This is a genomic window from Pseudoxanthomonas daejeonensis, from assembly GCF_022637495.1.
In the GTDB taxonomy this organism is placed as follows: domain Bacteria; phylum Pseudomonadota; class Gammaproteobacteria; order Xanthomonadales; family Xanthomonadaceae; genus Pseudoxanthomonas; species Pseudoxanthomonas daejeonensis.
In genome coordinates, this window is record NZ_CP093331.1 from 957,253 (window position 1) to 971,333 (window position 14,081).

12 protein-coding genes are annotated in these 14,081 nt (G+C 71.5%); 7 read left to right on the plus strand and 5 right to left on the minus strand.

Annotated features, from left to right (window positions below; all coding sequences use genetic code 11):
- Positions 1 to 128: 128 nt before the first annotated feature.
- Positions 129 to 1,364, minus strand: a complete 1,236-nt coding sequence (locus MNQ95_RS04385; RefSeq protein ID WP_162411451.1) for an alginate export family protein — start codon at positions 1,362 to 1,364, stop codon at positions 129 to 131.
- Positions 1,365 to 1,541: 177 nt separating this feature from the next.
- Between MNQ95_RS04385 and MNQ95_RS04390 the strand changes: the two genes are divergently transcribed.
- From MNQ95_RS04390 to MNQ95_RS04415, 6 genes are all read left to right on the plus strand, one after another.
- Positions 1,542 to 1,796 carry a DUF2249 domain-containing protein gene (locus MNQ95_RS04390; RefSeq protein WP_162411452.1) on the plus strand — a complete coding sequence of 85 codons (255 nt, stop codon included), beginning with the start codon at positions 1,542 to 1,544 and terminating at the stop codon, positions 1,794 to 1,796.
- Between the two features lie 12 nt (positions 1,797 to 1,808).
- Complete coding sequence (locus tag MNQ95_RS04395) at positions 1,809 to 3,068, plus strand: hypothetical protein (protein WP_241953928.1); 1,260 nt, start codon at positions 1,809 to 1,811, stop codon at positions 3,066 to 3,068.
- On the plus strand, positions 3,065 to 3,496 hold the full coding sequence (locus MNQ95_RS04400) for a putative zinc-binding protein (protein ID WP_162411454.1): 432 nt from the start codon (positions 3,065 to 3,067) through the stop codon (positions 3,494 to 3,496). Before MNQ95_RS04395 ends, MNQ95_RS04400 begins: the two co-directional genes overlap by 4 nt.
- A gap of 119 nt (positions 3,497 to 3,615) precedes the next feature.
- Complete coding sequence (gene ubiT / locus MNQ95_RS04405; protein WP_241953929.1) at positions 3,616 to 4,494, plus strand: ubiquinone anaerobic biosynthesis accessory factor UbiT; 879 nt, start codon at positions 3,616 to 3,618, stop codon at positions 4,492 to 4,494.
- A gap of 13 nt (positions 4,495 to 4,507) precedes the next feature.
- Positions 4,508 to 5,545: a quinolinate synthase NadA gene (gene nadA / locus MNQ95_RS04410; protein WP_241953930.1), complete on the plus strand. Its 1,038-nt coding sequence runs from the start codon at positions 4,508 to 4,510 to the stop codon at positions 5,543 to 5,545.
- A complete protein-coding gene (locus MNQ95_RS04415) occupies positions 5,542 to 7,002 on the plus strand; it encodes an L-aspartate oxidase (protein ID WP_162411457.1) in 1,461 nt (486 codons plus the stop codon). Before nadA ends, MNQ95_RS04415 begins: the two co-directional genes overlap by 4 nt.
- A gap of 34 nt (positions 7,003 to 7,036) precedes the next feature.
- On the opposite strand, the gene MNQ95_RS04420 is transcribed toward MNQ95_RS04415, so the two are convergent.
- Genes MNQ95_RS04420 through MNQ95_RS04430 form a run of 3 tightly spaced genes read right to left on the minus strand, consistent with a single transcriptional unit; the run spans position 7,037 to position 10,495 of the window.
- Positions 7,037 to 7,924: a U32 family peptidase gene (locus MNQ95_RS04420; protein WP_162411458.1), complete on the minus strand. Its 888-nt coding sequence runs from the start codon at positions 7,922 to 7,924 to the stop codon at positions 7,037 to 7,039.
- A gap of 35 nt (positions 7,925 to 7,959) precedes the next feature.
- Positions 7,960 to 8,958: a ubiquinone anaerobic biosynthesis protein UbiU gene (gene ubiU, locus MNQ95_RS04425; protein ID WP_162411459.1), complete on the minus strand. Its 999-nt coding sequence runs from the start codon at positions 8,956 to 8,958 to the stop codon at positions 7,960 to 7,962.
- Positions 8,959 to 9,010: 52 nt separating this feature from the next.
- The gene (locus MNQ95_RS04430; protein ID WP_162411460.1) at positions 9,011 to 10,495 is read right to left on the minus strand and encodes a UbiD family decarboxylase; all 1,485 of its coding nucleotides are present in this window, start codon (positions 10,493 to 10,495) and stop codon (positions 9,011 to 9,013) included.
- A gap of 150 nt (positions 10,496 to 10,645) precedes the next feature.
- Between MNQ95_RS04430 and MNQ95_RS04435 the strand changes: the two genes are divergently transcribed.
- Complete coding sequence (locus MNQ95_RS04435) at positions 10,646 to 11,200, plus strand: DUF411 domain-containing protein (protein ID WP_241953931.1); 555 nt, start codon at positions 10,646 to 10,648, stop codon at positions 11,198 to 11,200.
- A 585-nt stretch (positions 11,201 to 11,785) separates the two neighbouring features.
- Here MNQ95_RS04435 and MNQ95_RS04440 read toward each other — a convergent pair.
- Entirely contained in the window at positions 11,786 to 13,876 is a 2,091-nt protein-coding gene (locus MNQ95_RS04440; protein WP_162411461.1) for a TonB-dependent copper receptor, read from the minus strand.
- Positions 13,877 to 14,081 lie beyond the last annotated feature (205 nt).

Here is a 14,081-nt window from a genome sequence, read left to right on the forward strand (position 1 = left end):
ATGGGCCGGCCCCGGCCGGGTATCCGGGGCTGGAAGACCCGCCGGCGGCCGGCGGTCAGGGAGGCTTCCGGCGCCGGCCGGAGGGACCCGGACGGCCCCGGCACCCGCCGGGACGGGCCAGGACAGGCTCAGTAGGTGTACTGCAGCTGCAGCCAGAGCTTGTCGGTATCGACCGTGCGGCTTCGGTCTTCGCTGCGGTAGCGGGCCAGCTTCAGCAGGCCGGAAAGGCCCTTCAGCGCGGGGATCGGGTGGGCGTAGGACAGGTCGATCTCGTCGCCGTAGCGTCCGCCGCCGCGCTGCGGCGAGAAATCGTGGTACCAGGCCTGCAGCGTGCCGCCGGCCAGCGGCACGCTCACGCCGGCGTAAAGGTCGTCGACGCCCTGCGCCGGGGTGGTCAGGAACATGTCGGCCCAGCCCTGGAACAGGTGCTTGGTCGCCAGCGGGGTCTGGAACGCGCGGTTGCCCGTGCCCTCGCCGCCGCCCAGCGATTCGAAGCCGGCCTTCAGGGTGGCGCCGCGGACCTTGTAGCCCAGCTCGGCCAGCAGGTAGCGGCTGTCCAGCGTCCACGGGTTGTCCGCCAGCTCCTGCTGGCGCGCGTACTCGGCGGCGTAGCTCCATGCGCCCTGCGCGCCTTCCAGGCGCAGGCCGGTGGTGTGGCTGGACAAGGTGCCAGGCGGCGCGGTCGCAGTCACCGCGATTCCGTCGAGGTCGAGCCGGTAGTGATAGGCGCTGGCCGACAACGCAGGCGCGAACCGCAAGCCGACCTGCAGCAGGTGACTTTGGCCTTCGATGTCCGACGGATTGCTGCGGTTGGAGGCGGCGCTGTCGTCGGGCCCGAACACCGTATTGATCCCGTCGACGAAGCTGTAGTCCACGCTGAGGCGTTCCAGCGGCGCCAGCTGCACGCGCACGCCATCGTAGGTCTGCTCGTTCTGGCGCCAGCCGACGCCGCCGACGAAGCGCTGGTTGCCCAGGTTGATCCGCTGGCGACCGAGCGTGGCCGTGTTGCTGCCACTGGTGTAGCGCAGCAGCGCCTGGTTGATCTCCGCGCCGGGTCGGTCGGCGATCACCGGGTACTGGCGCTGGCCGTTGCGGGTGTCGTTGTAGCGGCCATCGCCCAGGCCGAGCACGGCGTCCGCCTCGGCCAGCGCCGTCCAGCCGTGCCAGGCCGCAGTGGCGTAGCCGGCGCGCACGCGCAGCGTGTCGGCATGGGCGTCCTTCGCGAAACCGTCCTGGTCGACGGATTCGTGCCGGTAGCGCAGGTCGAGGATCGGCGTGCCGGCGTCGGCAGCCAGTGCCTGTCCGGCGGCAAGTGAGAGGAGGATGCATGTGGCCAAGGTCGAACGGATGGCGTGACGCGACATCGGAAGCTCCTGCTTGGAAGATGCGCGCACCGTAGGACCGGTGCCATCGCGTCCTCCATGATCAGGATCAATTCCGGCGCCTCCCGCGCGCCGATGCCGCGCCCACCTGATGCAGGTCAAGGCGCGCGCATCCGGGGGTTGCGATGGTGGCGCCATCCGCGACCTGCCGTATACGCCATGCACGCCTTGCTGGACCTGCGCCACCTGCCCCCGCCCGCACCGATGGAACGCATCCTCGACGCGCTCGATGCGCTGCCGGCGGGCGCCTGCCTGCACGCACTCACCCCGCACCGGCCCGGACCGCTGCTGCCTATGCTGGAACGGCAGGGTTACGCCTGGCGACTGGACGACCTGGGCGACGGCGGGGCGCGCATCGCCGTGTGCCGGCTCGAAGACGCCGCGGTGTTGCCGGCGCAACCACCCGCTTCGTGACGGGGTGATGCGATGACTGGCCTGGCGCTCACGCGTGCGCCGCCCGCGCCGCGGCCGCTGCGCTTCCTGTTGACCGCGCCGCTGTGGGGCGTGGTTGCCGGCGTGCTGCTGGCCGCATCGCCGGACACCCTCGCCGGCGGACGCTGGTCGCCCACGGCGGTCGCGCTGGTGCACCTGTTCACCCTGGGCGTGCTGGGCAACGCGATGCTCGGCAGCCTGCTGCAGTTCCTGCCGGTCGCCGCGGGTATCGCACCCTCTGCGGCGCGACTGGCGCCGGTCGCGCATGTGGCGCTCAACCTCGGCCTGCCGGTGTTCGTGGCCGCGCTGTTCTTCAACCACGCTTTGCTGCTGCCGGCATCACTGCTGCTCGCCGCCTCGCTCCTGCTCGTCATCGTGCCGCCACTGCCGGCGCTGCTGCGTGCAGGCGCGCAACGCCTGTTGCGCGCGGGTATCGGCGGCGCGCTGCTGGCGCTGCTGGCCACGATCGCGCTGGGCCTGCTCGCGGCCCTGGTGCTCGGTGGCCATGCCGCCCTGCCCTTGGACCAGGTGGTCGATGCGCACGCCACGCTCGGCGCCGGCGGCTGGATGCTCGGCCTGCTGGCCGCGGTGGGCAGCGTGACCGTGCCGATGTTCCAGGGCACGTCGCCGGTCCCGCCGCGCGCGTTCGCGGCATGGCTGGTGCTTGCCCTGGGACTGCCGATCGCCTGGGGCCTGGCGCGCCTGGCGGGTGCGCCGGTGCTGTACGCCGCGCTGTCGCTCGCGCTACCGGCGATGGCCTTCGCCGCGGCGCTGCTCTGGCTGCAGTGGCGCGCACCGCACCGGCGCAATCGGACCCTGGTCCGCTTCTGGTGCGTGGGCAGCATCGCGCTGGCCCTGGCCGGGATCGCCGCGTGCGCGTCAGCGGCCGGTGCGCCCGCCATCACGACGGCGCTCGCGGGCATGCTCGCACTGGGTATCGGCGTGCCGCTGCTGGTCACCGGCATGCTGCTGGAGATCACCGCATTCATCACCTGGATCGCCTTGCGCGGCCAGTGCCCGCGCGGCGTGCGTATTCCCGCAGTGGGCCGGCTGGTCACCGATGGCGAAAAGCACGGAGTGCTGTGCGTGCACCTGGCGGCGGCCGGGCTGCTGCTGGTTGCGCTGGCCTGGCCGCCGCTCGGACGGATCGCCGGTATCGCGCTGGCGGTCGCGTATGCAGGCAGCGCCCTGTGCCAGTGGCGCTGCCTGCAGCGCGCCCGCGCATTCGCACGCCAACACGGGGAACCGCAATGACCGGAAAACTTCCGCTCGTCTACAGCTGCTCGGGCTGCTCGAGCGCGGCGCAGATGGCCAACCAGATGGCGCTGTGGCTGGACCGCGCCGGCGCCGCCGAGATGTCGTGCATCGCCGGCGTCGGCGGCGGCGTCACCGGGCTGGTGCGCACCGCGCAGTCCGGCCGGGCGATCCTGGCCCTGGACGGCTGCGTGCTGCATTGCGTGCGCGCCTGCCTGGAGCGCGCCGGCGTGAGCGCCGACACGCACCTGACCCTGTCCGACCATGGCGTGCGCAAGCGCAGGCATGCGGACTTCCTGCCGGAACAGGCGGAGACCGTCTACCGGCAGACGGTGCTGCCGGCGGCACGGGCACTGCATGCCGCCGGACCGGTGCCGGTTGCCATCGATCCCGAGGCAGGAGAGGAAACCCGCGCAGTGCCGCCTTGATCGACCGGCCACCCGCCCACCCGTGCGCATGCCATATCGCGGCGCGCTTGATCTGGATCAGAAGCCGCGCGCAACGGCGCCGCTAGCATCGTCGCGCTCGCCACCTACGCGGACCCCGCATGGAAACACCCCGAGGGCTGCCACCGTTCCCGCTCTCCCCCACGGGTCCGGCGCAGCACATCGCTTCCGGAACGCTGGTCGGCGCACGCCATGCGATCGACCACGTGGACGACGCGGTGGTAGCCCTGGCCGGCCTGCGCCGACGCCTGGTCGGAGCGGTCCATCGCAGCAAGCGCGTGGCTGGCCTGCCGGTCCGCGATGGCGAGCGCGAGGCGGGGGTACTGTCACGCGCAAGGCGGGTGGCCGCGCGCGTGGCAGTACCCGGCGATACCGCCGACGCACTGATGCACGCGCTGATGTCCGATGCCTGCCGACAGCAGGTCCAGGCCGGCAACGCCGGTCCCCGCCCTGCCGTCAGGATCTCCATGTCCACGCCCGTCGCATCCCGCTCCTTATCCGCTGCGCGCCTGTTGCGCCTGCTGCCCCCTCCTCGCCGGCTGCGCCCGCTGCTGCGCCGCCTGCCGCGCGTCGCCCACGAGCCGCTGGCCGAGCGCATCCTCGCCCGCGCCGTCCGCCGCGTGGATCCGGTCACGCTGGATCTCGTGCGCGGACGACGCCTGGGCATCGAGCTCGAGGACCTTGGCCTGGCCTGGGTGTTCGCGTGGAGTGGTGAGCGGCTGCTCGCCTGCCATGAACCGGCCGAGGCGACCGTGCGCGGCAGCGCCACCGACCTGTTCCTGCTGGCCAGCCGCCAGGAGGATGCCGACACCCTGTTTTTCCAGCGTCGCCTGGTCCTTACCGGCGATGTCGAGCTGGGCCTGACCGTGCGCAACCTGCTTGATCGCCTGCCCTGGGAAGACCTGCCGCTGGGCCTGCGGATCGTCCTGCACCGCGGCAGCCACCTGTTGCGTGCCGCGCGCGACGCACACCGCGCCTGACCGGAACCCACGCATGCACCACACGGCGGCACGACCCGGCCTGAGCTGGCACCCCGAGCTGGAGGCACGCTACGCGGAACTGGGCGCGAAGCTCGAACCCCTGCTGCCGTGCCTGGAATGGCCACTGCACCTGCCCTGGATCGACGCGATCCGCGCGCTCAAGCGCGAGCGTGGCGCGGTGATCATGGCGCACAGCTACCAGTCGCCCGAGATCTTCCATGGCGTGGCCGACATCACCGGCGATTCGCTGGCACTGGCCCAGGCCGCCGCCGATTGCGACGCGGACATCATCGTGCTGTGCGGCGTGCACTTCATGGCCGAGACGGCGAAGATCCTCGCGCCCGGCCGCACCGTGCTGATCCCGGACCTGGAAGCCGGCTGCTCGCTCGCCTCATCGATCACCGCCGCCGACGTGCGCGAACTGCGCCGCCTCCACCCCGGCGCCCCGGTGGTCAGCTACGTCAACACGACCGCCGAAGTGAAAGCCGAATCGGACGCCTGCTGCACCTCGGCCAACGCGGTGCAGGTGGTCGAGGCGATGGCCGCCGAATCCGGCTCGGAACGCGTGATCTTCCTGCCCGACCGGTTCCTGGGCCACCACGTCGCCCAGCACACCGCGATCGAGCTGGTGCTGTGGGACGGGCGCTGCGAGGTCCACGAACAATTCACCGCGCAGCAGGCACGGCACGCCCGCGAGCGCTTCGACGCGCGCCTGGTCGCCCATCCCGAATGCCCGCCCGAGGTACAGGCCGAAGCCGACTTCGTCGGCTCCACCACCGCGATGGGTGCGTGGCTGGAGAAGGAACAGCCGCAACGGGTCGCGCTGATCACCGAGTGCTCGATGGCCGACAACCTGCGCGCGCGCTTCCCGAAAGTGGAGTTCATCAAGCCCTGCAACCTGTGCCCGCACATGCAGCGGATCACCCTGCCCAACATCCACGCCTGCCTGCAGCACCTGCAGCACGAAGTGGTGGTGCCCGATGACGTGGCCCGCCGCGCGCGCCACGCGCTGGAGCGGATGCTGGCGGTGGGCCGGCGCGACCGCGTGTGAGCGCCCGTCCCCACCCGCTGGTGGTGGTCGGCGGGGGCGTAGCGGGATTGTCGGTGGCGCTGGCCGCCGCACCACGGCCGGTGCTGGTGATCGCCCGCGGTACCCATGGGCAAGGCAGTGCCAGTGCCCTGGCACAGGGCGGCATCGCCGCGGCCCTGGCCGTGGGCGATACGCCGGCCGCGCACGCGCGAGACACGCTGGAGGCCGGCGCCGGGCACAACGACACCGCCGTGGTGGAGTACCTCGTCGAGCATGCGCCGGCGGCGATCGGGCGCCTGCAGGCGCTGGGCGTGCCGTTCGATTGCGACGACCACGCACGGCTGCGCCTGGGACGCGAAGGCGGGCACCGTGCCGATCGCATCGTCCACGCCGGTGGCGATGCCAGCGGCGCGGTGCTGCTCGCCGCGATGTTGCGCAGCGCGCGCGCGGCCGGGCATATCGAACTGCGCGAAGGGGTCGAGGTGCAGGCCCTGCTGCTGCGCGACGGCGGCATCGCCGGCCTGCGCGTGCGCGATGCGCACAACGTTACGACCCTGGTCGGGGCCAGCGAGGTGGTGCTGGCCACCGGCGGCATCGGCGCGCTGTTCTCGGCCAGCACCAATCCTTCCAGCGCCGATGGCAATGGCCTGGCCCTGGGGCTTGCGGCCGGCGCAGCCGGGCGCGACCTGGAATTCGTCCAGTTCCATCCGACCGCGTTGGCCGTGCCCGGCGACGCGGCGGGCGGCGAGCCGCTGCCGCTGGTCACCGAAGCCCTGCGAGGCGCGGGCGCGCGCCTGTACGACGCGCGCGGCCGCCTGCTGATGGCGGGACTGCATCCGCTTGCCGACCTGGCGCCACGCGACCTGGTCGCACGCCGCGTGTGGCAGGCGCTGCGCGAGGACGGGCAGGCCTGGCTCGATGCCACCGCGCTGGGCGATGCCTGGCCCACCCGATTCCCGACCGTGCACGCGAGTTGCCGCGCCAATGGCATCGATCCGGCGCGCGAGCGCATCCCGGTGACGCCGGCGGCGCATTTCCACATGGGTGGACTGGCCACCGACCACGATGGACGCACCGGCGTGCGCGGGCTGTATGCCGTCGGCGAAGTGGCCTGCAACGGCGTGCACGGCGCCAACCGGCTCGCCAGCAACTCGCTGCTGGAAGGGCTGGTCTTCGGTGATCGCCTGGGCCGCCGCCTGGCGGACATCGACACGCTGGCCCAGCCGGCGCGGGGCCGATACGCGTGGAGCGGACATGGCGCCGCGGCCGACCCGCAGGCGCTGGCCCACGTGCGGCAGTTGCTGTGGAGCGCGCTCGGACCGGTGCGCAACGGTAGCGACATGGCCGCGGCGCAGCACGCGCTGGCAGCGGATGCGCCGGCCTGCGGCTGGCAGGGAAGGCTGGCCCGACAGCTCCTGGCCGCCGCATCACGGCGTGCCGCCAGCCTCGGTGCGCATTACCGCAGCGACGACGCCTGACCGCGCGGATGCGCGATCGCAACCCTGGCCGGACTCAGGCGACGGCCAGTTCGGCCAGCGACGCCTTGCCCGGCAAGCCGTCCCAGTAGCCGTTGCGCGCGCCCAGTCGCGCCGGCGGCTCGGCTGCATCGAGCGCGCCGCGGAAACGCGCCACGACTTCTCCGGTGCCCTCTGCCTGCGGCGAAATCCGCAGCACGCCCACGCCGCACGCGGCCAGTTCGTCGCGTTGCGGCGCCAGGTCGATCACTTCGCTGCCCTGCACCTGGATGCCATTGATGGTCAGGAACGGTTCGCCCTCGCGCGTGGCCAGCGGCAGGCCATCGGGATGCTCGATGCAGCGGAAACCGCACTGGTCCTTGGGCAGGTCCAGCGCGCGGGCGGTGAAGCAGCGCGCCGAGTAGGCCAGCGGCAGGCGGCCCCAGGCCAGCATCTCCAGCTCGGGCATGGCTCCGCCCTCGCCTTCGCGCGCCGCACGCATTTCCTGCAGCAGGGCCCGCCCCTGTTCGGCACCGGGCACCCAGCGACGCATGCCGTCTTCCATGAGCAGGGCCAGCGCGCGATGGTTGTAGACGTTGAGCGAAGGCCCGCCGACGAAGGGCACGCCGCGCTCGCGGCACAGCTGCACCGCCGACAGGTCGTTGGCTTCGACCAGGTAGCGTCCGTTGCCGACCTGGCGCCGGACTACGCCCAGCTCGGATTCGGCCTCCACCAGCGCCAGCGTCGACAGCACCACTTCCTTGCCGGCCTCGCGCAACGAATCGGCCAGCGCCAGCCAGTCGCGCACGCCCAGCTCGCGGCGCTTGCTGCACACCGTTTCGCCCAGGTAGACGATGTCCACCGGCCAGCTGCCGACGGCGTGGTAGAACGCCAGCGTGGCCTGGCGCGGCCAGAAATACTGCAAGGGTCCCAGGCTCAGCTTCATCGCAGGCTCCGCGTCGGTGCGTCGATCGTCAGGGTTCAATGCCAGGCCCGGTGGTACGGCCCGAGCGTGGTCTGCTGGCCTTCCGCATGAGCCGACAGCGCCTGCTGCCAGGCCGCCTCGCTGGTCCAGTGGTCGGGGCCGGCGCGATAGCGGTCGATCGCCTTGCGCCAGGTGGAGGCCACCGTACGCACGTAGGCGACGCCGCGCTGGCGGCCTTCGATCTTCAGCGCGGCCACGCCGGCCTGCGCCAGTCGCGGCAGCAGCTCCAGCGTATTGAGGCTGGTCGGTTCCTCCAGCGCGTGGAACACCTCGCCGCCGACCTCGTAACGACCCTTGCATACGGTCGGATAGCCCGCCGGCTCGCCTTGCGCGAAGCGGTCGATCAACATCCCGTTGACCCGCACGCTGCGGCTGTCGTCCGGGTGCTCGTCCCAGCGCACGAAACTGGCCGGTGAACACACCCCGTGCCGGTTCGGCGACATGCCGGTGACGTAACTGGAAAGCTGGCAGCGCCCCTCGACCATGATGCACAGGCTGCCGAACGCGAACACTTCCAGCGGCACCGGCGAAGCCATGCACAGGCGCTCGACCTGCTGCACCGACAGCACCCGCGGCAACACCGCGCGGGCGATACCGAAGCGTTCGTATGCGTACTTGAGCGCCGGCACGGTGGTCGCCGAACCCTGCACCGACAGGTGCCGGGCCAGCTGCGGATGGGTGCGGCAGGCGTAATCGAGCACGCCCATTTCCGCAGCGATGATCGCGTCCACGCCCAGTTCGGCGGCGTGGTCGACCGCGGCCTGCCAGTGCGGCAGGCGCACGCTGTCGGGATAGGTATTGAGCGCCAGGTAGACCTGCCGGTCCAACGCGTGCGCATAGGCGATGCCCTGGCGCAGCTCGCGCTCGTCGAAGTTCAGTCCCGGGAAGGCGCGCGCATTGGTCTGGTCCCGGAAGCCGGCGTAGACCGCGTCGGCACCGGCATCGATGGCCGCGCGCAGGGCCGGGAGGTTGCCGGCCGGACAGACCAGTTGCATGGGCGTCTCCGCATCGAAGGGAAGGCCATGCTAGGGGGCGCCGACGCGCTGCTCATTGATCCATGTCAGGTCCGAGCGTGCGCAGCAGCGACGACCACAGCGCATCCACGCGCTTCTCCACCTTCGGATCGAGCGCGATCGCCCGGCCCCATTCGCGCGCCGACTCGGCCGGCCACTTGCGGGTCGCATCCAGGCCAAGCTTGGAACCCAGCCCGGACACCGGCGTGGCGAAGTCCAGGTAGTCGATCGGCGTGTTCTCCACCAGCATGCTGTCGCGCGCCGGGTCCACCCGGGTGGAGAGGGCCCAGATCACCTGGCCCCAGTCACGCACGTCCACGTCCTCGTCGGTGACGATCACGAACTTGGTGTAGGTGAACTGGCGCAGGTAGGACCAGACCGCCATCATGATCCGCCGCGCGTGGCCGGGATACTGCTTGCGGATGCTGACCACCGCGATGCGGTACGAGCACGCTTCCGGCGGCAGGTAGAAGTCCACGATTTCCGGGAACACCTTGCGCAGGATCGGTACGAAGATGTCGTTGAGCGCCATCGACAGCACCGACGGCTCGTCATGCGGCGAGCGGCCCATGTAGCTGCCGTGGTAGATCGCGCCGCTGCGCATGCGCATGCGCTCCACGGTCAGCACCGGGAAGGTCCCCTGCGCGTTGTAGTAGCCGGTGTGGTCGCCGAACGGCCCTTCCAGCGCGGTGTCGCCCGGATGGATGAAGCCTTCCAGCAGGATCTCCGCGCCGGCCGGCGCATCCAGCCCGGTCAGCTCGCTGCGCCACACCCGGCTGCGCGAGCCGCGCAGCAGGCCGGCGAACTCGTACTCCGACAGCGTGTCGGGCACCGGCGCGACCGCCGCCAGCAGCGTGGCCGGATCGGCGCCGATGGCCACCAGCACCGGGAAAGGCTTGTCGGGATAGGCGTACTGCCACGACGCGTAGTCCTGCGCGCCACCGCGGTGCGGCAGCCAGCGCATGATCACGCGATTGCGGCCGATGAGCTGCTGGCGGTAGATCGCCACGTTCTGGCGAGGCTGGTGCACGCCGCGGGTGACCACCAGGCCGAAGGTGATCAGGCGGCCTGCATCCTCCGGCCAGCAGCGCTGGATCGGCAGCATGCCCAGGTCGATGTCGCCGCCTTCCACCACCTGCTCGCAGAACGCCGGATCATCGACGTGCTTCGGTGCGACGTTGGCCAGCTGGGCCAGTTCCGGCCAGCTGTCGAGCGCATCGCGCAGCGAAGCCGGCCAGCGCGGCTCCTTCAGCGAGGCCAGCAGCTCGCCCAGTTCGCGCAGCGAGGCGATCGGGCGGTCGCCCAGCGCCAGTTCGATCCGACGGCGGTCGCCGAACAGGTTGCCCAGCAGCGGATGCACCGATCCGGTGGGGTTGTGCATCAGCAGCGCCGGACCGCCCTCGCGCAGCGCGCGCAGGCTCAGGGCGGTGCTCTCCAGCTCCGGATCGACCGGAGCATCGATCTCCAGCAGTTGCTGGTGGCGTGACAGGTGCTGCAGGAAGCTGCGCAGGTCGTGCATGGCGTGGCCGGGGGCATTGTTGACGTCCCGTACGCTAGTGCCGCTGCCGGTCGCCGGCGATGACGCAGGTCAAGCGCCTTGACCGTGATCAACGCGGGGACCGCGCGAGCCGGACACACTGCCGCCACGCCCTCGCCAGGAATCGACCCTATGACACTGCGCCCACGCGCGCGCCTGCTGTGCCTGCTGCTGGTCGCCGCTGCGGCGCCCGGCTGCGGCGGGCCGGCCGGATCCGACGCGACGACCTCCACCCTGGCCGCCGCGGCAACGGCGGCGCCCGTACTGCCACCTGCGGCGTCACCGGTCGCCACGCAGGACGGCCTGCTGCCGTTGCTGGAGGTGTTCCGGTCGCCCGCCTGCGGTTGCTGCGGTGCCTGGGTCGAACACATGCAGCACGCCGGCTTCCCCGTCCAGGTGCGCGAGGTCGACGACCTCGAAGCGGTGCGCCGGCAGATGGGCGTGCCGTTCGGCAAGGGGTCGTGCCATACCGCGCGTATCGATGGCTACATCGTCGAAGGCCACGTACCGGCCGCCGACATCCGGCGCCTGCTGGCCCAGCGCCCCAACGCGCGCGGCCTGGTCCTGCCGGGCATGCCGGCCGGCTCGCCAGGCATGGAAATGCCGGACGGCCACGAGCAGCCGTATACCGTCGAACTGGTAGGGCACGACGGCGTCAGCCGCGCCTGGTCCAGGCACGGCGACTAGGAGCGCGCGGGGCTCGACCGGGCACGCCATCGGCACCGAAGACAGGCCGGCCGGCAAAGCGCCGGCGCGGGTCGCGAACGCGTACGGCGCCGCGACGCCGTTGGCGCTGGCGGCAGTCAGCGCCTGCAAACAGGCGGCGTCGAGGACCGGCTCGGGCAACGTGCCCGGATCAACCGTCGTGACCCTCGTGGTACAGCTGGCCGCGAGGTTGGTGTCGGCGGCGATGGCGATGCCACCGGCCGGACTCACGCTGCACAGCTGTCCAGGTGATGAGAGGATGCTGGCGCTCCCGTTGGCGCCCGTCGGCAGCCGCGCGGCGAATGCGAAATTGCCGTCACCGGTGGCTACGGCCGCCTGCTGGGTGCTGGCGGGATTGCTGGCCCCCAGCTGCAGGACGACCGGCCCGGACTGGCCACTGGCGTGGCCGCGCACCTCGTACGCGAGGCCCCCGAGCAGGTCAGTGCAGCGCCGTTGCCGGCCTGCACCTGCACCTCATTGTTGAAGCTGACGCCGGTCCGTCCGGTCGCCGAGGCGCCCCCAGCACCGTCGCCGCTAGCAGGAGGCCAGCGCCACGCCCGCGTTGCGTCAGTACTTGAAGTTGAGCTTCACCCAGGCCGTGCGACCGGGTTCGTTGATCCGTTGCGGATCGGCGGGATAGCCGAAGGCGCTGTTGCCGGCGAGGTTGAGGTGCTCGCTGTAGGCGCGGTCGAACAGGTTGTCGATGCCAGCGGTCAGCTGCACGTGCTCGCTGAAGCGGTAGCCGCCGTTGAGCGAGAACACCGCGAAGCCCGGGCTCGGGCCCAGGTCGCGTCCGACGACATTGCCCTGGTCGGTGCTGACCCGGTCCTGCGCGGCGGCGATCCGCAGCAGCGTGCCCCACGACCAGTCGCCATGCTCGCCACTGGCGGACAGGCGCGCTTCCAGCGGCGGCATCTGCGGCAACGCACCTTCGGCGGTCTCGCCCCAGGCATAGGCCAGCACGCCGGACAGCTTGAGTCCGTCGCGCACCTTCCAGTCCAACCCCGCTTCGCCGCCGGCGATGTCGGCATCGACGTTCCGTGCGCGCGTGGTCGAGCCCATCGCCATGCCGCCCATCGGGCCGCTCATGTAGTCAAACAGGATGTAATCGTCGATGCGCCCCGCGTAGACCGAAGCCCACGCCTCGAGGTTGCCACGGCGGAACTGCAGGCCCGCGTCCAGCTGCGTGGTCCGCTCGGGCTGCACGCCGGCGAACGCGTTGGCCGCGCCGGCCGGTCCGCGCGTGGGCGAGAACAGCTCCCAGTAGTCGGGCATGCGCTCGGCATGGCCGACGCCGGCGTACCAGCCGAATTCGCCGGCCATGTCGTGCTCGTAGCGGACGAAGCCGCCCGGCAGCGTCTCGCTGCGGCGCTGGCCGGCGGTCGGATTGGGCATCGGCATCATGCCGCTGCCGGTGGTGGCGCGCAGGTCGTCGGCCTGGGCGCGGTCGATGCGCAGGCCCGACATCAGGTGGTGCACCTCGCTGATGTGCCAATGCGATTCGGCGAATACGCCCAGGGTGCGGAAGCGCGCATCCTCCGTCCACGGCTGGGCCTGGTAGGCACCCCGGCCCATCGCGCTGCGCTTGCGGTGCTCGCTCTGGCGGCCGTCGACGCCGGCGGTCACTTCCCAGCGGTCCTGCTGCCAGGTCAACGCCACGCGTCCGCCCTGGGTGGTGTCGCCGACATTGCTGGCCATCGGCATCGGCATGCTGCCGGTCGGGTCGGGGTCGCGCAGGCTGTAGTTGTCCATCACGTGGTCGACCTCGTTGCGGTAGACGTTCGCCGCCACCGCATCGAGCACGTCGCCGATGTGCTTCTTCTCGAAACGCAGGCCCAGGCCGTCGCGACGGAAGCGCGCGCCGTCCATGCCACGTCCGGCGTAGCGGGCCTGCGCATCGCCGGTACCCGCGCTCAGCTCCAGCACCGTGTCCGCATCGGGCGTCCAGCCCACCGCCGCGTCGGCGTTCCACTTGCGCCAGGCCGAGGGCACCTCGTCGCCGTTGCCGTCGCTGTAGTCGTCGGCCTCCGAACGGTTGGCCGACAGGCGCGCATAGCCGGCCGGCGTGCCGGCGCTGATGTCGGCGACCTGGTCGTTGCGGTTGTTGCTGCCGCCCAGCAGGCTGCCCTGCGCCTGCACGCCGGGCCGGTCGAAGTACGGGATCTCGCGCTCGAAGCGGACCGTGCCGGCCGATGCTCCGCCGCCCCACAGCACCGTCTGCGGGCCCTTGATGACGGTCAGCCGGTCGTAGGTCTCCGGGGCGATGTAGGACATCGCGTTGTCCATGCGCGAGGGGCAGGCGCCGCTGAGCGCGCCGTCGTTGGTCAGCAAGGCGATGCGCGAGCCGAACATGCCGCGCAGCACCGGGTCGCCGTTGGTGCCACCGCTGCGCAGCGTGGAAAAGCCGGGGATGGTCTTGAGGTAGTCGGCGCCGTCGCTGGCCGGGACCGGCTGGCGCGGCAGCTTCGGGTCGGTGACGAAGGTGGAGGCGGCGATCGGGGCGACGCCCAGCACGACCACGCCGTCCAGCTGGGTGACCGCCGCGGCTCCGGCGGCGCCATGCACGTGGTCGGTGGCGGGTCGGGCAAGGGCCGGCGCCGACACCGCCGCGCCGAGTACGGCAACGGCCAGGGCACGGGACAGCAGGGTTCTCTTCATGGCGCGTTCTCTTCTCTTTTCTCTCGTTCGATGTGGGCATTGTTTTGCCCGGGGTGCGCCCATGCCTTGATCCGAGTCAAACGTCCGCTGTACTCGATCACGCGCTTGACGTGGATCAAGCCGCACTTCGAATCGTTGCGCGTACGCCCCCGGATTGATGCAAATCAAGGACGCCCTGCCTTGCCCCCCGCAACCTTGGCCCCGT

What these genes read in the sequence shown, in the direction of transcription:
- MNQ95_RS04385 (WP_162411451.1), bottom strand. Translation starts at nt 1,364, where the DNA reads ATGTCGCGTCACGCCATCCGTTCGACCTTGGCCACATGCATCCTCCTC.
- MNQ95_RS04390 (WP_162411452.1), top strand. Translation starts at nt 1,542, where the DNA reads ATGCACGCCTTGCTGGACCTGCGCCACCTGCCCCCGCCCGCACCGATG.
- MNQ95_RS04395 (WP_241953928.1), top strand. Translation starts at nt 1,809, where the DNA reads ATGACTGGCCTGGCGCTCACGCGTGCGCCGCCCGCGCCGCGGCCGCTG.
- MNQ95_RS04400 (WP_162411454.1), top strand. Translation starts at nt 3,065, where the DNA reads ATGACCGGAAAACTTCCGCTCGTCTACAGCTGCTCGGGCTGCTCGAGC.
- ubiT (WP_241953929.1), top strand. Translation starts at nt 3,616, where the DNA reads ATGGAAACACCCCGAGGGCTGCCACCGTTCCCGCTCTCCCCCACGGGT.
- nadA (WP_241953930.1), top strand. Translation starts at nt 4,508, where the DNA reads ATGCACCACACGGCGGCACGACCCGGCCTGAGCTGGCACCCCGAGCTG.
- MNQ95_RS04420 (WP_162411458.1), bottom strand. Translation starts at nt 7,924, where the DNA reads ATGAAGCTGAGCCTGGGACCCTTGCAGTATTTCTGGCCGCGCCAGGCC.
- ubiU (WP_162411459.1), bottom strand. Translation starts at nt 8,958, where the DNA reads ATGCAACTGGTCTGTCCGGCCGGCAACCTCCCGGCCCTGCGCGCGGCC.
- MNQ95_RS04430 (WP_162411460.1), bottom strand. Translation starts at nt 10,495, where the DNA reads ATGCACGACCTGCGCAGCTTCCTGCAGCACCTGTCACGCCACCAGCAA.
- MNQ95_RS04435 (WP_241953931.1), top strand. Translation starts at nt 10,646, where the DNA reads ATGACACTGCGCCCACGCGCGCGCCTGCTGTGCCTGCTGCTGGTCGCC.
- MNQ95_RS04440 (WP_162411461.1), bottom strand. Translation starts at nt 13,876, where the DNA reads ATGAAGAGAACCCTGCTGTCCCGTGCCCTGGCCGTTGCCGTACTCGGC.